This window comes from Rhizobium sp. RSm-3 (assembly GCF_001854685.1).
Lineage (GTDB): Bacteria > Pseudomonadota > Alphaproteobacteria > Rhizobiales > Rhizobiaceae > Rhizobium > Rhizobium ecuadorense.
In genome coordinates this window covers 35848-56070 of the sequence record NZ_MAWZ01000004.1, presented here as the reverse complement: position 1 = coordinate 56070, position 20223 = coordinate 35848, and the positions used below count along the sequence as shown (strand labels likewise).

Genomic DNA, 20223 nt, shown 5'->3' with positions numbered 1-20223 from the left:
ATGAATGGTTTACGTTGCCTGGCCTCGGCTAACCCGACAGTGTGGGGGAGAGCAGAGATGGAATGAGTGAGAGCCCCCGAGTTGACGTCCATGGGAACCAGGATCGCCAAAGCCGCCTTTCTTTTGACGGCGATGATGTTCTTCGCAGTCCTGGCGCTGGATATCGCAATTCCGACGCTGGTGCTGTGCATCATGGCATTGTCGACCTGGTTGGTTTCCCTCGATCTGCCCGTCGCGCGCAAGCATGGAGGTGAGGCCGCATGAAGTGGTTTCTGATCTTCTGGGCCGGCCCCATCGTCTTTCTGGGCGGATGGTATTGGCTCTCTTATTACGACATGAACTTCGGCATCTTCATGCTGACGCGGCAGGTGCATGACCTGACGTTCCAGCTGTATGGCGAGGCGCTCGGCATCCCGCCGGAGAGCATCCCGCCGCTCGTTGCCCGCACGATCGCCGTCGACAGTCTCGTCGTCTTCGCCATCCTCGGCTTTCGGAAACGCAAGTCGATCATCGCCTGGTGGAAGGCGCGTCAGCTGAATTCGTCTCCATCGGATCTCGCCAGCAAGGAAAGCCTGTCGAGCGCGCCCTGAAGGATGAAGCTTGCGGCGGCCGAATCGATCCGTTCGGCCCGCTTGGCGCGCGAGACGTCCATTTCAAGCAGCGTCCGTTCGGCGGCGACCGTCGATAACCGCTCGTCCCAATAGACAAAGGGCAGCGCCGTCTTCTGCTCCATATTGCGCACGAAGGCGCGCGTCGCCTGCACCCGCGGGCCTGCCGATCCGTCCATATTCATCGGCAGGCCGATGACGAAGCCCGCGACCTTTTCCGATTGTGCGAAATCCAGCAGCGCCTGCGCATCGATGGTGAATTTGACGCGCCGGATCACCGGGCGGGGCGTGGCGAAACGCCGCCCGAGATCGGACATCGAAAGCCCGATCGTCTTGGTGCCGAGATCGAGGCCGGCAATTGCCTGCCGCGGGGCAAGCGTCTCGGCCATTTCCTCGATCGTCAGCACCGTCATCGCCAATTCATCCCGTCAAAAGAAATTGAAGTCGCCGCCGCTTTTCTTTGCTGCTGCATGAGATATGTCCATAGAGCATGATGCCGAAAAGTGTGAGCGGTTTTCGGACGACATCATGCTCCAATTCTTTGATTGAGATGCGGATTCAGATTTTAGGCAGATCCAGCCTAAAATCATCCGGATCTCCCCAAACCGTTTTTTGCATCACGTAATAAAGGAGAGATTTCATGAAGATCACCTGGCTTGGCCATTCCGCCTTCCGCATCGAGACCGGAAAGGCGACGATCCTACTCGATCCCTTCCTCAGCCATAACGCCTCCTTTTCCGGCCAGGATATCAAGGATGTCTCGTCAGGCGTCACTCATATCCTGCTGACGCATGGCCATGGCGACCATGTCGGCGATACGGTGGCGCTTGCCAAGGAAACTGGCGCCGTCGTTCTCGCCAATGCCGATCTCGCCGCCTGGCTCGGCTCCAAGGGCGTCGACAAGATCGAGATGGGCAATACCGGCGGCACGATCGCGCTCGGCAGCTTCTCCGCGACCTTCACCAACGCGCTGCACTCGTCTGCCCAGATTACCGAGGACGGCGTTTCGCATGCGCTCGGCAATGCCAACGGGCTGATGCTGCACTTCGATGACGAAGCCTCGGTCCTCGCCATGGGTGACACCGACATCTTCGCCGACATGGCCCTGATCAACGAATTGCACCAGCCCGATATCGGCCTGGTGCCGATCGGCGACCGCTTCACCATGGGCGGCGCCGTGGCCGCACTCGCTTGCCGGCGCTATTTCAACTTCAAGACGGCCATTCCCTGTCACTTCGGCACCTTCCCGATCATCGAGCAGACGGCCGATAAATTCGTTGCCGGCATGGAGGGATCGAAGACGGATGTGAAGGCGCTGAAGCCCGCCGAGAGCCTGTCGATCTGACGAAATCCCGTTGCACCGGGCGGACATGGCCTTTATAGCGGGTAGGAAAAATCCCATCCGGAGAATGCCATGTCCGTCGATCTTGCCACCGTGAAGCGCGTTGCCCACCTTGCCCGTATTGCCGTCTCCGAGGACGAGGCAAATCGCATGGTCGGCGAGCTGAACGGCATCCTGGGCTTCGTCGAGCAGCTCTCCGAAGTCAATGTCGATGGCGTCGAAGCGATGACATCGGTCACCCCGATGGCGATGAAGAAGCGGACGGATGCGGTGACCGACGGCAGCAAGGCCGCCGATATCGTCGCTAATGCGCCCGTCACCGACCACAATTTCTTCCTGGTGCCGAAAGTCGTCGAATAAGGCTTCAAGCCTCTTTCCGACCCCTGTTGCCATTTTCAGATCTGAAGCGAAAACATCATGAGCGAACTCACCAGCCTGACCATTGCCGAAGCCCGCCTTAAGCTGCGCGCCAAGGAAATCACCGCACTCGAACTGACCGAGGCCTATATCTCGGCGATCGATGCGGCCAACGGTCATCTGAACGCCTATATCAAGGTGACGCCGGATCTCGCCCGGCTGATGGCGAAGAACTCCGACGAGCGCATCGCTGCCGGCAAGGCGGGCGAACTCGAAGGCATTCCGCTCGGCATCAAGGATCTCTTTGCCACGGTCGGCGTCCACACCCAGGCCTGCAGCCATATTCTCGATGGTTTCGAGCCGCGCTATGAATCGACCGTCACGCAGAACCTCTGGGATGACGGCGCCGTCATGCTCGGCAAGCTGAATATGGATGAGTTCGCCATGGGCTCCTCCAACGAGACCTCGCATTATGGCGCGGTGATCAATCCCTGGCGTGCCGCGGGCTCCAACCAGCAGCTCGTTCCCGGCGGCTCTTCCGGCGGCTCGGCCGCGGCCGTCGCCGCCCATCTTTGCGCCGGCGCCACCGCAACCGATACCGGCGGCTCAATCCGCCAGCCGGCCGCCTTCACCGGCACTGTTGGCATCAAGCCGACCTACGGCCGCTGCTCGCGCTGGGGCACCGTCGCCTTCGCCTCCTCGCTCGACCAGGCAGGCCCGATCGCCCGCGACGTGCGCGATGCCGCGATCCTCTTGAAGTCGATGGCCAGTGTCGACGCCAAGGACACGACATCGGTCGATCTGCCGGTGCCGGATTACGAGGCAGCCCTCGGCCAGTCGCTGAAGGGCATGAGGATCGGCATTCCCAACGAATATCGTGTCGACGGCATGCCCGAGGAGATCGAGACCCTCTGGCGCCAGGGCATTGCCTGGCTGAAGGATGCCGGCGCCGAAATCGTCGACATCTCTCTGCCGCACACCAAATACGCGCTTCCGGCTTATTACATCGTCGCTCCCGCCGAGGCATCCTCGAATTTGGCGCGTTACGACGGCGTGCGCTACGGCCTGCGCGTCGACGGCAAGGATATCGTCGACATGTACGAGAAGACGCGCGCCGCCGGCTTCGGCAAGGAAGTCAAGCGCCGCATCATGATCGGCACCTATGTGCTGTCGGCCGGTTATTACGATGCCTATTACATCCGTGCCCAGAAGGTCCGCACGCTGATCAAGCGCGATTTCGAACTCGCCTTCGACGCCGGCGTCGACGCCATCCTGACGCCGGCCACCCCGTCGTCCGCCTTCGGCGTCGCCGATGAGAACCTCGCTTCCGACCCGGTGAAGATGTATCTCAACGATATCTTCACGGTCACGGTCAACATGGCCGGCCTGCCGGGCATCGCCGTGCCCGCCGGTCTCGACCAGAAGGGTCTGCCGCTCGGCCTGCAGCTGATCGGCAAGCCCTTCGATGAGGAAACCCTCTTCAAGACAGCTCATGTCATCGAGCAGGCGGCCGGCCGGTTTACGCCGGCCAAGTGGTGGTAACAGGCCTCACGATCCGGCTCTTCCAGAGCATGGCGTCGAATGCGAAAAGGTGCATCTTTAAAGCGGTTGGCTGATCGCTAACGGGAATCAGGAGGAGCTTATGGCGAGCAATGATCTCGGGCGGCTGATCGAGGCAGCGGATCGCCTGGCCGCCGGCGGCTTCACCATGGGTGCGGATTGGCAGGCGGTACACGAAATCTGCCAGCGCCACGAAGGCGAACAGCCGTTCGACTGGGGCCATGCGCTCTGTCATCGCATCGAGGGCGACGACTGGAACGCCGATTACTGGTATCGCCGTGCCGGCAAGAGACGCGGCACGGGCACGATGGCCGAGGAATGGTCGGCGATGCGGGTGGAACTTTCTGCAAAGGCCTGAGGCTAAATCCTGACCGCGCCGGTGTGAGACGCGGCCAGGATGATTGACTGCTACCTGTTGTTCAGCTGCGACCTGACCAGCTTCAGCCCTCTTTCGGTGATCCGGTAGGGCTGGCCGCTGGAGGACTTGATGGCTCTCAGCCGCTTCAGCCTGCGGAAGAGATCGAGGTCGACGCCGGGATAGAGCCAGCCGTCGCGGGTGAAGCAGCTGACCGCCTCGATCTTCCTGTCGTCGTCGCGGGAAATTTCGATGCGGCCGCCTTGGGCCATGAGATGCAGGATGCGCTGCTCCGTGCGGGAAATGTCCATGTGTTGAGATCCGGTATCGCGCCCGACAGGGCGCACAAAAACGATCTGGCGCTCTTTCGAACGTCAGGGCTTCGTTTTTTCGGGCCCATACGCGCAAGCGGACTTGCGGGCAGGGCCTTTACCGGGTCTGTGACAGGCTCAACATAAGATTTTTTTTATTTCGCGCGCAAAAGGCGGTCAAGACCGTACTCGCCGATCAAACCGGTCGAAAACCGCAGTTTCCAGCCATCATCTCCCTGGGGGCACTGGTAAATTCGCCGACTCAATGGTCTAGTTGTGGGGTAACGCGGAGGTGTCGTTGATCCACATTCGCAATGCCCGCGACGGCGAAGCGGAGCTGTTGAGCGAGATCGGGCTGAGGGCCTGGCAAAAAGCGATGGCGTCGATCGGCGAATCGGACGCGATGATCGATGCAGCCCGCAACGCCTTTCGCAACTTCGTGGAAAACGACTGGCTGACCATCACCGTCGTCGAGCAGAACGGCCAGGTCGCAGGCTGGGCGGCGCGCGAAGGCCTGGATGAAACAATCTCGGATTTCTGGATCGATCCCGCCTTCACCCGCCAGGGACTTGGCTCCGCCCTTCTCGAGCGCATCGAAAAGGAGATCGCCGACCGAGGCTTCGAGAAGGCGGCGATGCAGACCCATTCCGGCAACAACGAGGCGATCGGCTTCTTCCGCAAGCACGGCTACAGCATCCACTGGCTCTCGGTCGCCTATAATCCGAAGCTCGACCGCGACGTGCCCTCGGTCGGGTTGACGAAATCGCTGGTTTCGGACGGCCAGGGTGGATACGGGCAGGAATTCTGACGCTTCAAAAATCCTGGAGAGGGAAAACGCGCCATTCCGGCACGAAGATCAGCACCGCGACCAAGGCACCGTGCAGGATCAGGATCGCCGCCAGGATCGACCGGAACGGCTCCTTTCTCGTCTTGTGCCGCAGCAATTGCTGGGCCGCCACCGCGCCGAGGCTGCCGCCGATCAGCGCAAGCGTCAGAAGCGTGCGCTCGCTGATCCGCCACCTGCCATCGCGCGCCGCCTGCTTGTCGAGGAAATAGATCGAGAAGACGAGGAGGTTCAGCGCCAGAAACGGTGCGGCCCATTTGGTGATATCGATGATCGTCATGCGGCAACTCTATCGCGCCTCGGTTAACCCACGGCAAATGTCGCCGCCAGCCGTCAAACCACGCCGCACGCCATGGCGAAAGCCTTGCACCGGCACGCCATTTCCTTTACCTCACCAATGGAAAAGAACAGCCTGCAAAGAGTATCAGATGACCCTTGTCGACGTCCGCACGCCTGATCCGAAACGCTTCATCCCCGGCGCCACCGGCGACTGGGAAGTCATCGTCGGCATGGAAGTCCATGCCCAGGTGCTCTCCAATTCGAAGCTCTTCTCCGGTGCCTCGACGGAATTCGGCAAGCCGCAGAATTCGAATGTCTCGCTGGTCGATGCCGCCATGCCCGGCATGCTGCCTGTTATCAACGAGGAATGCGTCAGGCAGGCCGTGCGCACCGGTCTCGGGCTGAAGGCTCAGATCAACAAGCGCTCGCTCTTCGACCGCAAGAACTATTTCTATCCCGACTTGCCGCAGGGCTATCAGATCTCGCAGTTCAAGGATCCGATCGTCGGCGAGGGCAAGATCGTCATTTCGCTCGGGCCGGACCGCCAGGGCCAGTTCGAGGATATCGAGATCGGCATCGAGCGCCTGCACCTGGAGCAGGATGCCGGCAAGTCGCTGCATGACCAGCATGCGACCATGTCCTATGTCGATCTGAACCGCTCCGGCGTGGCGCTGATGGAGATCGTCTCCAAGCCCGACATGCGCTCGTCCGACGAAGCCAAGGCCTATATGACCAAGCTGCGTTCGATCGTGCGCTATCTCGGCACCTGCGACGGCAATATGGACGAAGGCTCGATGCGCGCCGACGTCAACGTCTCGGTGCGCCGCCCGGGCGAAGCTTTCGGCACGCGCTGCGAGATCAAGAACGTCAATTCCATCCGCTTCATCGGCCAGGCGATCGAATACGAAGCCCGCCGCCAGATCGGCATTCTCGAGGATGGCGGCAAGATCGAGCAGGAGACGCGGCTCTTCGACCCGAACAAGGGCGAGACGCGTTCGATGCGCTCCAAGGAAGATGCGCACGACTACCGTTATTTCCCGGATCCGGACCTGCTGCCGCTCGAATTCGACGATGCCTTCGTCACGGCGCTGGCAGCCGATCTGCCGGAATTGCCTGACGACAAGAAGGAGCGCTTCGTGCGCGAGCTCGGCCTGTCGATCTACGACGCCTCGGTGCTCGTCTCCGAAAAGGCGATCGCCGATTATTTCGAAGCCGTGGCCGCGGGCCGTGACGGCAAGATGGCGGCAAACTGGGTGATCAACGATCTGCTCGGCGCGCTGAACCGCACCGGCAAGGATATCGAGCAGACGCCGGTCTCGCCGGCCCAGCTCGGCGCTATCATCGATCTCATCAAGGCTGGAACCATTTCCGGCAAGATCGCCAAGGATCTCTTCGAGATCGTGCTGGCCGAGGGCGGCGATCCCACCGAGATCGTCGAAGCGCGCGGCATGAAGCAGGTGACCGATACCGGCGCCATCGAAAAGGCCGTGGACGAGATCATTGCCGCCAATCCCGATCAGGTGGAAAAGGTCAAGGCGAAGCCGACCCTGGCCGCATGGTTCGTCGGCCAGGTGATGAAGGCGACCGGCGGCAAGGCCAATCCGCAGGCCGTGCAGGCGCTCGTCAAGGCGAAGCTCGGCATCGAGGAATAAGCGGTGTATTTCGTCCGCACCGCCGGCGAGCGCGACCTGGAGAAGGTCCGCGCCCTGCTGGTGGAGAGTTTTCACGCCACCTATGATGGCCTCCATGGCAGAGCAAAGGTCGACGAACTGACCGCGCAGCTCTTTTCGCCGGCGGCGCTGAAGGCGCGCCTGGTGCGCAAGGATGCCGAATTCCTCGTTGCCGACGACGGCCGCACTATCGGCGGCATGGGCTATGCGGCGATGTCGCACGAACTGACGAAGACGGTCATGCTGCATCTTCTCTATATCGCTCCGGCGCTGCAGCGCCAGGGCATCGGCCGCGATCTCTTCGCCGAACTCGAAACCTGCTTTCCGGATGCGGAGATCATGCGTCTCGAAGTCGAGCCGCAGAACGCAGCCGCGATCGCCTTCTATCACGCGCACGGCTTCACCGAGGTCGGCCGCAACGAAAATGGCGGGGCCGGGCAATCCGGCATTCCGGCGCTGATCTTGGAAAAACCGCTCGAAGGGCATTAGGTCGATGGCGGCCGTCTTGTCCGAGATGTCATTCGCCGGGCGCGCGGGCAGGGGATCGGCGCTGGAATGATCGAGTTCGCCATTGCCGAGGCAAAAGGCCGCGGTATCAAGCGGGTAGCGCTGACCTCGAATGCGATCCGCAGGGATGCCCATCGATTCTATGAAAGACGGGGCTTCACGCCCTCGCATCTGGGCTTCAAGATGGCTTTGAAATGACCTTTGGCTGTGGTGGAATCGCTGGACAATTCGGCTTGGCGACGGCATAAGCGAGGAAACGAATTCTGGTTTGGCCCGCATCTGGCGGGCACAAGGAAAAGACATGTGGAATCTTCTGGTTCAGACCTTTACCTGGTGGAACAGTCAGACGATGGGCACGCGTTTTGCGACCTGGCGTTTCGGCAAGCGCGTCGGCGAGGATGAATTCGGCAACGTCTATTATGAAGGCGGCATGTCTTCCTACGGTCTGCCGAAGCGCTGGGTGATCTACAAGGGCTATGCCGATGCCTCCGCCATCCCGCCGGGCTGGCATGGCTGGATGCATCATCGCACCGATGTTCCGCCGTCCAAGGAAAACTACGTCGCCAAGGATTGGCAGAAGGCGCACCGCCCCAACTTCACCGGTTCTCCGCAGGCCTATCGTCCGCCGGGCTCCATCGCCGTTCCGGGCGAGCGTCCGCGCGTCACCGGCGATTACGACGCCTGGACGCCGGGCAACTGAGACGGCTCGACCGAGCTTCCTCTGGCTCGGCTTTTGGCCACAATTGACCTTTACCCGCAGGTTGGCCGCGCTTGACCGCGGCCGTGAACGAAGAATGTCTGGAGACGGGTACACATGAAGCTCTTCACGCGGAACATGGTGCTGCGTGGCGCCGGGGCGCTGCTGGCGCTCTCGGCCCTGCTTCCGACGGTTGCGGCCAATGCCGCACGCATCGAAAATCCGGTAGCCGTCTTCTCCGGCCTCGACAAGATCACCGGCCGCATCACCACATTCGACGTCTATGTCAACGAGACGGTGCAGTTCGGCGCGCTGCAGGTGACGCCGAAGGCCTGCTATTCGCGCGACCAGGCCGAAGCGCAGAAGATCGACGGTTTCGTCGAAGTCGACGAGATCACCCTCGACCGCAAGATCCGCCGCATCTTCACCGGCTGGATGTTCGCCGCCAGCCCCGGTCTCAACGCCGTCGAGCACCCGATCTACGACGTCTGGCTGAAGGACTGCAAGGCAAACTCGGATGTCCCGGCCCCCGACAGCACGAAGGCGACAGCGCGCTAAAGCGCATCGCGATCTTTCAGATTCGCTCCTTGCGCTTTAGCTCTTTGTTTCACGCATGTCGTTGCGGCAAAAGCGCTTCGCGCTTTGCCCGGGAAAACCGCTGCACAGTTTTGCGCGACATGCTTTGGCGCAGCGCGCAAGCCTTATGCGGTGGGTGTCTTGTTCCTCGTGAAAAGACTCTTGGCAAAGCGAAGCGCGCCGCCAGCCACAACGACGATGAGGATGCCGGCTTTTTTGAGGAAGACGGCGGCAAGCGCCAGCAACCCCACCTTTGCGGCAATCTTGGCGCCGGCGCCTGCGGCGATCATTCCTGCCATGCCGTAGGCCGCGATCTTGTCGCCTTCGACATAGTCCGTATAGGCCATTCCCGTGTCGAACTGCACGAGCGTCGTGACGGTCGGAATGACCGCCTCGATCTCCTTCAACTGATTCAGGCCGGCAACGAAGTCGAACTCAAATACCCCCTGGCGGCCGAGGGTCCGCACGGAATAGTTCAGGGTGTGCGGCGCTCGCATGTCATCGCCGAACAACAGATCGCGCGCCCAGTGCATCGCATGCGCGGATTTGTCGTAATGCGGCGTCGAGGCCCACCCGATAAGCGTGATCTTTTGAAAACCCTGCTTCTCGCGCTCGACGTTGTTTTCCCGGATGGAATCTTTGATGTTCTGCAGCAGTTCGTCGTAATTGGTCGTCGCGGCATCGGCGTCGGAGACATAGCCGTCGGCGCTGTATTGCACGATGGAACCCCAGGCCTCGATATCGGTCGGCGCGTATTTGGCCGGGAAGATCATCCCCATCGTTCCCTCCGCCGCCTGCGGGGGATTTCCCCAGATATCGACGAGCACCTTCTTCGTGTCGGCGGAATTGAGATAATAGAAGCCTTGGGGCACGTTCAGCGTCGCCTTTGCCTCAGGCAGCTTGATCGCCCCCTGCTGAAAATCCAGCTTCTGCAGTAATGGTTTTTCCGCTTCGGAAAAATCGCTCCTGTCCGGGAACATCTCCTGGTAAGGTCGCGCGCCGGCCTGGCCCGTGAACAAGGCGAAAAGGATCGCCGCCGCAAAATATCGTCTCAAAATTCTATCCCCCATTGCATTTTCCGAAACCTACTCAAATCGGCTGGAAAATCAACGCAGGGATGAAACGATCGCGCTTAAAACTTCAGGTGTGGCGATTCCATCGCGGCTTCAAGCAGCACGCCATAATCGGCCTTCGCAACGTCGATCGCGCCGAACGTCTTCAGGTGCTCGGTGGTGAACTGTGTATCGAGCAGCGTGAAGCCTCTTTCCCGCAGTCGCTCGACCAGATGCACGAGGCAGATCTTCGAGGCATCCGTCCGGCGCGAAAACATACTTTCGCCGAAGAAAGCCGAGCCAAGCGAGACACCGTAGAGACCGCCGACGAGATCATCACCGTCCCAGGCTTCGACGGTATGGGCATGTCCCATGTCGAAGAGCGTCGCGTAAAGTGATCTGATCGTCCTGTTGATCCAGGTGCTCGGGCGCCCGGATGTCTCCTCCGCACAGGCCGCGATCACCTGATCGAAAGCGTGATCGAAACGGATCTCGAAGGGTTTTCTGCGCACCGTCTTGGCAAGGCTCTTCGACACGTGGAAATGGTCGAGCGGCAGCACGCCGCGCAGCTCCGGCTCGACCCAGAAAATCTCCGGGTCGTCGGCGGATTCGGCCATCGGGAAGAGGCCGATGGAATAGGCGCGCAGGAGAATTTCAGGGGTAATGCCTGGTGACTTCCTGCGCGATCCTGCCATTCCTGCCCTATGTCGCCGGTGTGTTGGCGAGGTAGTGTTCCAGCCAGTGGATGTCGTAATCGCCGTTGGCGATATCCTGGTTGGAGACGAGATCCTGGAACAGCGGCAGTGTCGTATTGATGCCGTCGACGACGAATTCGTCGAGTGCCCGGCGCAGCCGCATCATGCATTCGACGCGGGTACGGCCGTGCACGATCAGCTTGCCGATGAGGCTGTCGTAATAGGGCGGGATCTTGTAGCCCTGATAGGCGCCGGAATCGATGCGCACGCCGAGACCGCCGGGTGCGTGGAAATGCGTGATCGTACCGGGCGAGGGCACGAAGGTGCGCGGGTGCTCGGCATTGATGCGGCATTCGATGGCATGACCGGAAAAATGCACCTCGTCCTGCGTCACCGAGAGACCGCCGCCGGAGGCGACGCGGATCTGCTCGTGCACGAGGTCGATGCCGGTGATCGCTTCGGTGATCGGATGCTCCACCTGCAGGCGGGTGTTCATTTCGATGAAATAGAACTCGCCATTCTCGTAGAGGAATTCGATCGTCCCGGCGCCGCGATATTTCAGCTTCTTCATGGCGTCGGCGCAGACCTGGCCGATCTTCATGCGCTGCTCGACGTTGAGCGCCGGCGAATTCGCCTCTTCCCAGACCTTCTGGTGGCGGCGCTGCAGCGAGCAGTCGCGCTCGCCGAGATGGATGGCATTGCCTTCGCCGTCGCCGAACACCTGGATTTCGATGTGGCGCGGCTTGCCGAGATATTTTTCCATGTAGACGGCATCGTTGCCGAAGGCGGCTGCCGCTTCCGTGCGCGCCGTCGACCAGGCCTCGATCAGGTCGGCCTCGCTCTTGGCGACCTTCATGCCGCGTCCGCCGCCGCCGGCCGTTGCCTTGATCAGCACGGGATAGCCGATTTCGGCGGCCGTCCTCAGCGCATCCTCTTCGGTCTTCACTTCGCCGTCCGAGCCCGGAACGACGGGAATGCCGAGCTCAAGCGCCGTCGTCTTGGCGGTGATCTTGTCGCCCATGATGCGGATATGGTCAGCCGTCGGCCCGATGAAGGTGATGCCATGGGCTTCGAGAATATCGGCGAATTTGGCGTTCTCCGACAAAAAGCCGTAGCCCGGATGCACGGCATCGGCGCCGGTGATCTCGCAGGCGGCGACGATCTGGTGGATATTGAGGTAGCTCTCGCGCGAGGAGGGCGGACCGATGCAGACACTTTCGTCGGCAAGCCGCACATGCATGGCATCGGCGTCGGCGGTGGAATGAACCACGACGCAGGCAATGCCGAGTTCCTTGCAGGCTCGAAGCACGCGAAGGGCGATTTCCCCGCGATTGGCGATGAGGATTTTCGAAATCATGGGCATCGGCCTATTCGATGACGACGAGGGCTTGGCCGTATTCGACGGGATGTCCGTCATCGACGAGAATCTCGGTCACTTTGCCCGACTTCGGCGAGGGGATCTGGTTCATCGTCTTCATCGCTTCGATGATGATCAGCGTCTGGCCTTCCTTGACGGTCGCGCCGACTTCGATGAAGGCCCGCGCACCGGGAGCCGGAGCCATGTAGACGGTGCCCACCATCGGTGCACTGACGACATTCGCGGGGTTGCGGGCGGGAGCTGCAGCCGGCGCGCTTGCTGCCGCCGGGGCAGCGGCTGCGGGTGCGGCATAGGCAGGCGCTGCGATCGGCGCCTGGACATATTGCTGGGTGCCGGCGCGCGAAACGCGGATGCGCAGGTCGTCCTGCTCGACTTCGATCTCGGTCAGATCGGTCTCGTTGAGGATATTGGCGAGATCGCGGATCAGTGCCTGATCGATACCCGATTTCTTTTCAACCATGGTGTTGCCCTGTCTTCTTCTTATGCCGTGATGTTCTTCAGCGCCTGGAGCGCCAGGATGTAGCTGTGAGGCCCGAAGCCGCAGATCACGCCCTTGCATGCGGGCGCGATCATCGACTTGTGGCGGAATTCTTCCCGTGCATGGACGTTGGATATGTGGAGCTCGATGACGGGAACTGATATAGCGCGGATCGCATCATGCAGCGCGACCGATGTATGCGTATAGGCGCCTGCATTGATGGCAACGCCGGCGGCCTTTTCGTCGGCCTCGTGGAACCAGTCCACAAGCGTGCCTTCGTGATTGCTCTGGCGGAAATCGATATCGAAGCCGAGTTCGCGGCCGGCGGCCTTGCAGTCCGCCTCGATGTCCTTCAGCGTCTTGCCGCCATAAATGCCGGGCTCTCGTTTACCCAGCATGTTCAGGTTGGGGCCGTTCAGGACAAAAATCGTTTGCGTCATCGAATGTTCCGTAAAATGCACGACGGCAACCTATAGACTCCGCGAAGGCTGAATGAAAGCCCTTACGGATTGGCAGCAGGAATCGCGCCACATTTGTCCACATGGTTGAAACGCTTCGATTTTGGCGATTTGATGGGCAGCGGTGCGGCGGCTGACCGCTCAGCAGGCGGTCTTGCCGCAGCTGCGCATATTTTTGACCTTGGCTTCGAGATCGTCGAGCCCGACGGCGCCCGGCACAAGTTCGTTGCCGATCACATAGGACGGCGTGCCGCTGATGCCGAGACTGGAGGCGAGCTGGTAGGTCGCCTGCACGATGCCGTCATTCGGGCTCTTTGCCATTTCGGCGCGGATCTTGTCCTCACTGACACCGAGCGAGGCGGCAACCGCGATCGCCGTTTCGTCGGAAGCGCGGCCTTCGGTCCCGAGAAGGGCGACGTGGAAATCGGCATATTTCTCCGGCGCCAGCTTGCGGAAGGCGTCGGCCACCTTATGGGCGGCGACCGAATCCGGCCCAAGGATCGGAAATTCCTTGAGCACGAAGCGGACGTTCTTGTCCTTCTTCAGCATCGCCTGCATGTCGGGAAGCGCGTGACGGCAGTAGCTGCAGTTATAATCGAAGAATTCGACGACGGTGACATCGCCCTTGGGATTGCCGAGCGTGACGTCGTTCTTCGACTCGAAGATCTCGGTGGTGTTCTCGTCGATCGCCATATTGGCCTTCACCAGCCGCTGGGCTTCCTGCTTCTTCTGCAGCGCATCCTGGACCTCGAGCATGATCTCGGGATTTTCGATCAGGTATTGCTTGATGAATTCGCCGAACTCCTTCTTCTGCTGGTCGTCGAGCGCTGCTGCCGGAAACGGAAGGGCGATCGATGCGGCAAGCGCCAGTGCGGTGAAGGTTTTCGGAAGAAAGGCCATGATATCCTCGTCGACGGCGATGGGGTCGTCTCTTCATCGAGATGACCGTCGCCGGGTTAATGGACTTGAATGCGTCGCGTCAAGGTACGGCGCGTCGGGTTCTGCTCAAACAGGAATTTTCACCTCCGCGCGGCCCTCGCGGGATTGTGATGAGCCGATTAATGCGGCAATTGTCAGGCCGTCATTGCAGAAGCCGAGCGAGAAGCGATCTTGTTTTCCATATCGAAACGCAGCGAAGTCGAGCCTTTTCATGCCATGGACGTGCTGGCGGAGGCGACGAAGCGGCGCGCGGCCGGTCATCCCGTCATCTCGATGGCGGTCGGCCAGCCCTCGCATCCGGCCCCACAGGCAGCCCTCGAAGCTGCGCGCGCAGCCCTTGCCGAAGGCCGGATCGGTTATACCGATGCGCTGGGGACGGCGCGGCTGAAATCCGCGCTTGCCGGGCACTACCGGGAGCGCCACGGCCTGGAGATCGATCCCATGCGGATCGCCATCACCACCGGCTCCTCGGCAGGCTTCAATCTCGCCTTCCTGTCGCTCTTCGATGCCGGCGATGCGGTGGCGATCGCAAGGCCCGGTTATCCCGCCTATCGCAATATCCTCGGTGCGCTGGGCTTGAAGGTTGTCGAAGTGCCGGTAACCGCCGACACCCACTTCACGCTGACGCCCGAGAGCCTCGAGGCGGCGCAGAAGCAAAGCGGCGTGGCGCTGAAAGGCGTGCTGCTGGCGAGCCCCGCCAATCCGACCGGCACGGTGACCGGCCGCGACGGGCTGAAGGCACTTGCGGATTACTGCGCGGCCCATTCCATCGCCTTCATCTCTGATGAAATCTACCACGGGCTGACCTTTGCCGGCGAGGAGGCGAGCGCGCTGGAGCTGACCGACGAGGTGATCGTCATCAACTCCTTCTCCAAATATTATTGCATGACCGGCTGGCGAATCGGCTGGATGGTGCTGCCAGAACGGCTGGTGCGGCCGATCGAGCGGGTAGCGCAGAGCCTCTATATCTCCCCGCCCGAACTTTCCCAGATCGCCGCCACGGCCGCGCTCGGCGCCGGCGTCGAGCTTGACAAAGTCAAAGCAAGCTATGCTGCCAATCGCGACCTGCTGCTCGATCGCCTGCCCAAGATAGGCCTTGCGCCGGCTTCGCCGATGGACGGCGCCTTTTACGCCTATCTCGATGTCTCGCGCTTCACCAATGACAGCATGGGTTTTGCCAAACGCATGCTCGCCGAAATCGACGTCGCCGCAACACCGGGCCTCGATTTCGATCCGCTGGAGGGACATCGCACCCTGCGTCTGTCCTATGCGGGATCGCAAGCCGAGATCGCCGAGGCTGTGGAGCGAATCGCTGGCTGGTTGAAATAGGGCGGGGCTGCCAGTGAACGCTCATCTACTTTGCTCCTCGCATTGGATCATAATATCTAAAACACGCTCGGGAATTTTCTGATCGTCTCCGGTATTGTGCCCATGCCAGTGTTTGAGCTTAAGAGGCAGCGATTGAGCGTGCGACCCTACACCTTGATCTCCTGGTCCGTTGTTTCCTTCTTTGTGATTGTCATTCTGGCCTCGCTGCCCACAGCCAGAGGACGTCAATGGACTTCGGCACTGCCCTCGCAATATAAGATAAATCAGCGGCAGGCCTACGGCTCGACGGGACTGCCAAATGGAACGTGCGGGGCAGTGATTTATCAGTTGTCTTGGGGGCAAACTCAAGAAATCCGCCGCAATGGCATCGCGGCACTTCCGGCTGGTCTGCAAGGGCCCGATGGATTGAAGTATGGGGACTGGGTAAATACGCCAGTGCCCAAAGATATATTCGAGCGGTACATTTTGAACACCGCTCCTCCTCCAGTTGGACTGAATTGCAGCCATGGCACTTGGGAGAAGGAGTGGCGCGCTAACGCGCAGAAGGCGGGCAATTACTATTCGACCAATGGAAAGGCTTTGATCCTATTGCAGGCCTCTGAATTGCAAGACAATCCAATGTATCTGGCAGCGGTGGGATATTTTTATAACCCCTAAATTGGATCCAGGAAGCTAATCCTGGGCGATTGGGCAGCATCAAGATGACAGGCGTCATCGGTTAGCTGCGCGTTGAAAACAGCGAGGCCAGCGTCGAAGACGGCTTGTTGTTCAGCCGCGGCACGACCACGAGCTGCCTGATGTCACCGCGCTTGTAGGCAGCGAGGAAGCGCTTGTAATCCTTGAAGGAGACGCAGCCGTTGGAATCGCCGTTCTTGCCGAGCATGTAGGTGTGGGCGAGCAGGCCGACACGGTCATAGATGGCATCCGAGCCCTCGAGCGGCGTCAGCCGCAACGCTTCGACACCGTGGAAAAGGCTTTCACGCACGGTGAGGGCGTAGGTATGCGGCGGCGTCGGCCCGCGCATCTTCTTGTTTGCGTAACGCGGGTTGTCGCGCATCTTGCCGAGACCGGAATGAGCTTCCAGCCTCTCGCCGTTCGGCAGATAGACCGTGCTGTTTTCGATGTCGTAGATGGCCACACCGGCGCGCAGCTTCGGCGAGAAGACCGGCTTGTCGTAGCGCGGTACCGCATCGTCCTGGTCGTCTTCGATCGGCGAGTTCGGCTGGGCATAGGCAAGGGCGGGCTCGCCACCGCGCTGCGAACCCTTGGCGGCCGGCGCCGGCTTGCCGATAAGGCCGTCGGGACGCGCCATCGGCAGCGGCACCGAATCTTCCTCCGGCGTCAGCACGAGATCGAAAGGCTGCGCGCCATCCGCAGCCGCAACGGCCACCGGTGCGGGCTCCGAGGCTGGAATTGTCGCCGTTCTGACGGGAGATACGACTGGTTCGACGGGCGGCGGCGAGATCTGCCGGGATCCCGCATCGGCAAGCGCCAGCAGGGCGGGGACTTCGGCGGCGGCGACGGCCTCCTTCGAGGGAACGATGACCCGGTCGCCGTCGTCTCCTGCCGTCTCCGCCGAGGCCACCTCGACCGGCGACGGTGCGACCACATCGTCCTTGTGGAATTTGGCGCTGTCGGAAATCGCGGCAACCACAGGCTGCTCGGCAGGGGCAAGCCGATTGTGTTTTGTAAGCGCAGCCAGGGCTGTTGCGGCAGCGTTGGTCTTCAGCGCATGCGATTGGACGAGGTCAGCCGTCAGGGCGACGACCGGCTTGGCATCGAAGGCTGCCAGCCGATCGGCTTTGCCGACATGGATCAGTCGCTCGTGCGTCGCCGGTTTGGGCTTCGGCGCCAATGCGACCTGGGTGAAACTTTCAGGCGGAGAAACCGGCGCGGCCACAGAATGCATCGTCGCCAAGGTCGCGATCAGCCATGTGGAGGTCAGAAATCCGGCGCCGACGACGCCGTAAAGAAAGCCACGAGATCTGCGCAAACGAAAAGCAGATCCGCCAAGAGGGGTGACGTCATCGAACGTCCCAACCGCAAACGCCATACTACACTCGTCTTTCAAACTCGCTACGCAGGCCGGCGGCACTGACTGATTACACTTCGCCGGGGCCGGTAATGGCGCAAATGGGCCGAATTTAGACCACTCGCGACATCCGACTGTTCCGCAAGGATGACGAATTATGGTTTCTAATTTGTTTACGCGGGATTGCTCTTTCTAACGATGTCTCAGAAGAGATGAGGGGAGGCGTCTCAGACGCGTTCCATCACGTAACTTCCCGGCGCTTCCTCGATCGCGTTCAGCGCATCGCCGCCCGGTTTGCGCGCGGGCACACGCCTGCCGTCATGGGTCTCGATCCAGGCCCGCCAATGCGGCCACCACGACCCCGGCGTCTCGGTCGCTTGCTCGATCCAGGTCTCGTACTCGCCCTTGGCGGGGCCGCCTGTCCAGAATTGGTACTTCTTCTTGTCGGGCGGATTGACGACGCCGGCGATATGTCCCGAGCCGGTGACAACGAATTCCACCTTGCCGCCGAAAAACTGGCTGCCGAGGAAGACTGATTTGGCGGGCGCGATATGATCCTCACGGGTGGCGAGATTGTAGATCGGGATCTTCACGTCCTTCAGCGACACCGGCTTGCCGTCGAGGATCATCTCATTCTTTGTCAGCGAGTTCCGGAGATAGCAGTTGCGCAGGTAGAAGGCATGGTTTGCCGCTGCCATGCGGGTCGAATCGGCGTTCCAGAACAACAGGTCGAAGGGCAGGGGCTCCTGGCCCTTGAGGTAACTGTTGACGAAATAGGGCCAGATCAGCTCGGAGGCGCGCAGCATGTTGAAGGCCATCGACATCTTCGAGCCGTCGAGATAACCGGCCGCCTGCATATGCTCTTCGAGCGCTGCAAGCTGCTCCTCGTCGACGAAGACCTTGAGATCGCCGGCATGGGTGAAATCGACCTGGGTGGTGAAGAGCGTCGCGGTTTTGATGCGCTTGTTCTTCTCCTTGGCGTGCAGCGCCAGCGTTGCCGCCAAAAGCGTGCCGCCGACGCAGTAACCGACGGCGTTGACCTCTTTCTCGCCGGTTGCCTTCTCGATCGTCTCGAGCGCGAAATCGATGCCCTCGCGGGCATAGGCCGCCCAGTCCTTCTCGGCGTGGCGCGCATCCGGGTTGACCCAGGAAATGACGAAGACCGTCTGCCCCTGGTCGACGCACCACTTGATGAAGGACTTTTGCGGATTGAGGTCGAGAATATAGAATTTGTTGATCCAGGGCGGGCAGATCAGCAGCGGCCGCTTCAGCACCGTTTCGGTCGAGGCCTCGTACTGGATGATCTGGCAGATGTCGTTCTGGGCGATCACCTTGCCCGGCGTCAGCGCCATGTCGCGGCCGACGGCGAATTTCGTCATGTCGGTCTGGCGCAGGCGAAGATCGCCATGTCCGGCAGCGATATCCTCGGCGAGCATCTTCATTCCCCGCACCAGGTTTTCGCCGCTGGTGGCGATCGTCTCGCGGTAGAGCTGCGGATTGGTGGCGACGAAATTGCTCGGCGAAAGGGCTGCCGTGATCTGCTTCACGTAGAAGCCGGCCTTGTGCTTGGTGTGCTCGTCGAGGCCGTCGGTCTCCGACACCATCTTCTCCGCCCAATCCGATGTGACGAAATAGACCTGGCGGAGAAAATCGAAGAACGGGTTCTTCTGCCAGTCCTCGTCGGAGAAGCGTTTGTCCTTGCGGGTGTCCGGTTCCTGAAGCGAGGGCTCGCCTTGCATGCGCTGCATCGAACGCATCCAGATGCCGAAAAACGAGGACATCAGCTGCGTCTGTGCCTCGAAGGTGCGGCGGGGATCGGCAATCCAGTATTCGGTGACCTTGGAAAGCGTCTTGACCATGTCGGTCATCGGATCGACAGCGGTTTCGCTGATCTCGCCGCGTTCGCGCGGCGCAAGCCAGGCGGACGCTGCCTGGCCGAGATTTTCGAGTGCCCGGGCGAAATTCTTCGCCATGGTCTCGGGATCCTTCAACAGATAGGGATCGAGATCGGTCGCGTCGAAACCGGCTTTGCCGCCATTCTTCTGGCCGCCATTCTCCTGCTTGCTGTCGGTCACCATTTCCTCCGGCGGCAGCACTCTTTTTATCCAATCGTTGTACATCGTGATTGAACGAGAAAACAAGTTCCACCCGCGCCTGCTCATGCTATTGCTTTGTGGCTGCGACAAATTTAACAGTCGACGCAGTCAGAACTGGATTTTGAGGCATGACGAAGAACGGCATTCGGCGCATCGCAACCTTCAACCGCACCGCATTGATCTGCGTCGCGGCGGCGATGACTCTGGCCGGATGCAATCTGACGGCCGAGCAAAAGGCCGCAGCCGCCGCCAAGCGAGCGGCGCCGACCGCCGTCGTCATGCCGGCCACCAAGGGCGATGCGGTCGAAGGCGGCCTGGCAAAGTCGCCGGACGGCTATCCGAATTTCGGCGCGCCGCTGACGGCCGCCAACGTCCAGATGAGCGACGAGCAGGCAGCCGAACTGCAGCATCAGCTGACCGCTCTTGCCGCCCGGCGCAAGGCCGGCACGATCTCGGAAGCCGAATATCAGGCCAAGGCCGCCGAAATGCGCCGCCTGGCCGCCGAGCACGGCGCGGATACGCTCTCCGAAATCTCCAAATAGACCTTGCCTTTCAGGCAATTTGCACGCAAAGCCTTCCGGATGGATCGGAAGACAAGATTTTCCCGATAATGCGCTTTATGCGGCTTTTCCGTCAAAGATTTGCCGCGTGTCTTGGGTC

At 60.9% G+C, this 20223-nt stretch carries 25 protein-coding genes and 1 pseudogene; 15 read left to right on the top strand and 11 right to left on the bottom strand.

Annotated elements, in window-relative coordinates; genetic code table 11:
* The first annotated feature begins 90 nt into the window (after positions 1–90).
* Positions 91–264, top strand: a complete 174-nt coding sequence (locus BBJ66_RS34885; protein ID WP_167347801.1) for a hypothetical protein — start codon at positions 91–93, stop codon at positions 262–264.
* Positions 261–590 (top strand): DUF6105 family protein, encoded by a 330-nt coding sequence (locus BBJ66_RS07670; RefSeq protein ID WP_049734287.1) that lies wholly within the window; start codon positions 261–263, stop codon positions 588–590. The genes BBJ66_RS34885 and BBJ66_RS07670 overlap by 4 nt, the downstream gene beginning before the upstream one ends.
* Here the strand turns inward: BBJ66_RS07670 and ruvX are convergent.
* Positions 530–1021, bottom strand: a complete 492-nt coding sequence (ruvX, locus tag BBJ66_RS07665) for a Holliday junction resolvase RuvX (protein ID WP_049734288.1) — start codon at positions 1019–1021, stop codon at positions 530–532. The genes BBJ66_RS07670 and ruvX overlap by 61 nt on opposite strands.
* Positions 1022–1248: 227 nt before the next feature.
* On the opposite strand from ruvX, the gene BBJ66_RS07660 reads away from it, so the two are divergent.
* From BBJ66_RS07660 to BBJ66_RS07645, 4 genes are all read left to right on the top strand, one after another.
* Positions 1249–1953 (top strand): metal-dependent hydrolase, encoded by a 705-nt coding sequence (locus BBJ66_RS07660; RefSeq protein ID WP_049734289.1) that lies wholly within the window; start codon positions 1249–1251, stop codon positions 1951–1953.
* 69 nt (positions 1954–2022) lie between these two features.
* Positions 2023–2310 carry an Asp-tRNA(Asn)/Glu-tRNA(Gln) amidotransferase subunit GatC gene (gatC, locus tag BBJ66_RS07655; protein WP_049734290.1) on the top strand — a complete coding sequence of 96 codons (288 nt, stop codon included), beginning with the start codon at positions 2023–2025 and terminating at the stop codon, positions 2308–2310.
* A gap of 57 nt (positions 2311–2367) precedes the next feature.
* Positions 2368–3849, top strand: a complete 1482-nt coding sequence (gene gatA, locus BBJ66_RS07650) for an Asp-tRNA(Asn)/Glu-tRNA(Gln) amidotransferase subunit GatA (protein ID WP_049734291.1) — start codon at positions 2368–2370, stop codon at positions 3847–3849.
* Between the two features lie 100 nt (positions 3850–3949).
* Complete coding sequence (locus tag BBJ66_RS07645) at positions 3950–4225, top strand: hypothetical protein (protein ID WP_071086036.1); 276 nt, start codon at positions 3950–3952, stop codon at positions 4223–4225.
* A 50-nt stretch (positions 4226–4275) separates the two neighbouring features.
* Here the strand turns inward: BBJ66_RS07645 and BBJ66_RS07640 are convergent, their stop codons facing one another.
* Positions 4276–4533 carry a YjhX family toxin gene (locus BBJ66_RS07640; protein ID WP_003586907.1) on the bottom strand — a complete coding sequence of 86 codons (258 nt, stop codon included), beginning with the start codon at positions 4531–4533 and terminating at the stop codon, positions 4276–4278.
* Between the two features lie 298 nt (positions 4534–4831).
* Between BBJ66_RS07640 and BBJ66_RS07635 the strand changes: the two genes are divergently transcribed.
* Positions 4832–5341, top strand: coding sequence for a GNAT family N-acetyltransferase (locus BBJ66_RS07635; RefSeq protein WP_049734294.1), 510 nt, complete (start codon positions 4832–4834; stop codon positions 5339–5341).
* A gap of 4 nt (positions 5342–5345) precedes the next feature.
* Here BBJ66_RS07635 and BBJ66_RS07630 read toward each other — a convergent pair whose 3' ends face one another.
* Positions 5346–5657 carry a DUF1294 domain-containing protein gene (locus BBJ66_RS07630; RefSeq protein ID WP_049734295.1) on the bottom strand — a complete coding sequence of 104 codons (312 nt, stop codon included), beginning with the start codon at positions 5655–5657 and terminating at the stop codon, positions 5346–5348.
* 148 nt (positions 5658–5805) lie between these two features.
* Here BBJ66_RS07630 and gatB point away from each other — a divergent pair, with 148 nt between their 5' ends.
* From gatB to BBJ66_RS07605, 5 genes and pseudogenes are all read left to right on the top strand, one after another.
* Positions 5806–7308, top strand: coding sequence for an Asp-tRNA(Asn)/Glu-tRNA(Gln) amidotransferase subunit GatB (gene gatB / locus BBJ66_RS07625; protein WP_049734296.1), 1503 nt, complete (start codon positions 5806–5808; stop codon positions 7306–7308).
* Between the two features lie 3 nt (positions 7309–7311).
* Positions 7312–7815: a GNAT family N-acetyltransferase gene (locus BBJ66_RS07620; protein ID WP_071086035.1), complete on the top strand. Its 504-nt coding sequence runs from the start codon at positions 7312–7314 to the stop codon at positions 7813–7815.
* A 42-nt stretch (positions 7816–7857) separates the two neighbouring features.
* Positions 7858–8031 (top strand): annotated as a pseudogene (locus BBJ66_RS07615) (GNAT family N-acetyltransferase); the annotation flags it as partial.
* Positions 8032–8134: 103 nt separating this feature from the next.
* Positions 8135–8533, top strand: a complete 399-nt coding sequence (locus BBJ66_RS07610; RefSeq protein ID WP_049734298.1) for an NADH:ubiquinone oxidoreductase subunit NDUFA12 — start codon at positions 8135–8137, stop codon at positions 8531–8533.
* 114 nt (positions 8534–8647) lie between these two features.
* Positions 8648–9088, top strand: a complete 441-nt coding sequence (locus BBJ66_RS07605; RefSeq protein ID WP_071086033.1) for a DUF2155 domain-containing protein — start codon at positions 8648–8650, stop codon at positions 9086–9088.
* 143 nt (positions 9089–9231) lie between these two features.
* On the opposite strand, the gene BBJ66_RS07600 is transcribed toward BBJ66_RS07605, so the two are convergent.
* The 6 genes from BBJ66_RS07600 to BBJ66_RS07575 form a co-directional block, all read right to left on the bottom strand.
* A complete protein-coding gene (locus tag BBJ66_RS07600; RefSeq protein WP_184344302.1) occupies positions 9232–10161 on the bottom strand; it encodes a DUF2167 domain-containing protein in 930 nt (309 codons plus the stop codon).
* A gap of 77 nt (positions 10162–10238) precedes the next feature.
* Entirely contained in the window at positions 10239–10853 is a 615-nt protein-coding gene (gene aat, locus BBJ66_RS07595; RefSeq protein ID WP_071086031.1) for a leucyl/phenylalanyl-tRNA--protein transferase, read from the bottom strand.
* 7 nt (positions 10854–10860) lie between these two features.
* Entirely contained in the window at positions 10861–12216 is a 1356-nt protein-coding gene (accC, locus tag BBJ66_RS07590) for an acetyl-CoA carboxylase biotin carboxylase subunit (protein WP_190238080.1), read from the bottom strand.
* A gap of 4 nt (positions 12217–12220) precedes the next feature.
* Positions 12221–12691: an acetyl-CoA carboxylase biotin carboxyl carrier protein gene (accB, locus tag BBJ66_RS07585; RefSeq protein WP_049734302.1), complete on the bottom strand. Its 471-nt coding sequence runs from the start codon at positions 12689–12691 to the stop codon at positions 12221–12223.
* 20 nt (positions 12692–12711) lie between these two features.
* Positions 12712–13149: a type II 3-dehydroquinate dehydratase gene (gene aroQ / locus BBJ66_RS07580; RefSeq protein WP_049734303.1), complete on the bottom strand. Its 438-nt coding sequence runs from the start codon at positions 13147–13149 to the stop codon at positions 12712–12714.
* 159 nt (positions 13150–13308) lie between these two features.
* Positions 13309–14067 carry a DsbA family protein gene (locus BBJ66_RS07575; protein WP_049734318.1) on the bottom strand — a complete coding sequence of 253 codons (759 nt, stop codon included), beginning with the start codon at positions 14065–14067 and terminating at the stop codon, positions 13309–13311.
* Between the two features lie 210 nt (positions 14068–14277).
* Between BBJ66_RS07575 and BBJ66_RS07570 the strand changes: the two genes are divergently transcribed.
* Both BBJ66_RS07570 and BBJ66_RS07565 read left to right on the top strand, forming a co-directional pair.
* Entirely contained in the window at positions 14278–15435 is a 1158-nt protein-coding gene (locus BBJ66_RS07570) for a pyridoxal phosphate-dependent aminotransferase (RefSeq protein WP_071086029.1), read from the top strand.
* A gap of 132 nt (positions 15436–15567) precedes the next feature.
* Positions 15568–16092, top strand: a complete 525-nt coding sequence (locus BBJ66_RS07565) for a hypothetical protein (protein ID WP_128146162.1) — start codon at positions 15568–15570, stop codon at positions 16090–16092.
* Between the two features lie 61 nt (positions 16093–16153).
* Here BBJ66_RS07565 and BBJ66_RS07560 read toward each other — a convergent pair whose 3' ends face one another.
* Positions 16154–17488: a DUF2778 domain-containing protein gene (locus tag BBJ66_RS07560; protein ID WP_071086025.1), complete on the bottom strand. Its 1335-nt coding sequence runs from the start codon at positions 17486–17488 to the stop codon at positions 16154–16156.
* A gap of 206 nt (positions 17489–17694) precedes the next feature.
* Positions 17695–19545, bottom strand: coding sequence for a PHA/PHB synthase family protein (locus BBJ66_RS07555; RefSeq protein ID WP_244511629.1), 1851 nt, complete (start codon positions 19543–19545; stop codon positions 17695–17697).
* A 146-nt stretch (positions 19546–19691) separates the two neighbouring features.
* Between BBJ66_RS07555 and BBJ66_RS07550 the strand changes: the two genes are divergently transcribed.
* Positions 19692–20105, top strand: a complete 414-nt coding sequence (locus BBJ66_RS07550) for a hypothetical protein (protein WP_071086022.1) — start codon at positions 19692–19694, stop codon at positions 20103–20105.
* Positions 20106–20223: the final 118 nt, after the last annotated feature.

Bases quoted from the DNA above. Each gene is read 5' to 3' on its own strand.
- BBJ66_RS07550 (WP_071086022.1), top strand. From the start codon at position 19,692: ATGACGAAGAACGGCATTCGGCGCATCGCAACCTTCAACCGCACCGCA.
- accB (WP_049734302.1), bottom strand. From the start codon at position 12,691: ATGGTTGAAAAGAAATCGGGTATCGATCAGGCACTGATCCGCGATCTC.
- gatC (WP_049734290.1), top strand. From the start codon at position 2,023: ATGTCCGTCGATCTTGCCACCGTGAAGCGCGTTGCCCACCTTGCCCGT.
- BBJ66_RS07605 (WP_071086033.1), top strand. From the start codon at position 8,648: ATGAAGCTCTTCACGCGGAACATGGTGCTGCGTGGCGCCGGGGCGCTG.
- BBJ66_RS07560 (WP_071086025.1), bottom strand. From the start codon at position 17,488: ATGGCGTTTGCGGTTGGGACGTTCGATGACGTCACCCCTCTTGGCGGA.
- BBJ66_RS07660 (WP_049734289.1), top strand. From the start codon at position 1,249: ATGAAGATCACCTGGCTTGGCCATTCCGCCTTCCGCATCGAGACCGGA.
- BBJ66_RS07640 (WP_003586907.1), bottom strand. From the start codon at position 4,533: ATGGACATTTCCCGCACGGAGCAGCGCATCCTGCATCTCATGGCCCAA.
- ruvX (WP_049734288.1), bottom strand. From the start codon at position 1,021: ATGACGGTGCTGACGATCGAGGAAATGGCCGAGACGCTTGCCCCGCGG.
- accC (WP_190238080.1), bottom strand. From the start codon at position 12,216: ATGCCCATGATTTCGAAAATCCTCATCGCCAATCGCGGGGAAATCGCC.
- BBJ66_RS07575 (WP_049734318.1), bottom strand. From the start codon at position 14,067: ATGGCCTTTCTTCCGAAAACCTTCACCGCACTGGCGCTTGCCGCATCG.
- BBJ66_RS07645 (WP_071086036.1), top strand. From the start codon at position 3,950: ATGGCGAGCAATGATCTCGGGCGGCTGATCGAGGCAGCGGATCGCCTG.
- BBJ66_RS07670 (WP_049734287.1), top strand. From the start codon at position 261: ATGAAGTGGTTTCTGATCTTCTGGGCCGGCCCCATCGTCTTTCTGGGC.
- aat (WP_071086031.1), bottom strand. From the start codon at position 10,853: ATGGCAGGATCGCGCAGGAAGTCACCAGGCATTACCCCTGAAATTCTC.
- gatA (WP_049734291.1), top strand. From the start codon at position 2,368: ATGAGCGAACTCACCAGCCTGACCATTGCCGAAGCCCGCCTTAAGCTG.
- BBJ66_RS34885 (WP_167347801.1), top strand. From the start codon at position 91: ATGGGAACCAGGATCGCCAAAGCCGCCTTTCTTTTGACGGCGATGATG.
- BBJ66_RS07610 (WP_049734298.1), top strand. From the start codon at position 8,135: ATGTGGAATCTTCTGGTTCAGACCTTTACCTGGTGGAACAGTCAGACG.
- BBJ66_RS07630 (WP_049734295.1), bottom strand. From the start codon at position 5,657: ATGACGATCATCGATATCACCAAATGGGCCGCACCGTTTCTGGCGCTG.
- gatB (WP_049734296.1), top strand. From the start codon at position 5,806: ATGACCCTTGTCGACGTCCGCACGCCTGATCCGAAACGCTTCATCCCC.
- aroQ (WP_049734303.1), bottom strand. From the start codon at position 13,149: ATGACGCAAACGATTTTTGTCCTGAACGGCCCCAACCTGAACATGCTG.
- BBJ66_RS07555 (WP_244511629.1), bottom strand. From the start codon at position 19,545: ATGGTGACCGACAGCAAGCAGGAGAATGGCGGCCAGAAGAATGGCGGC.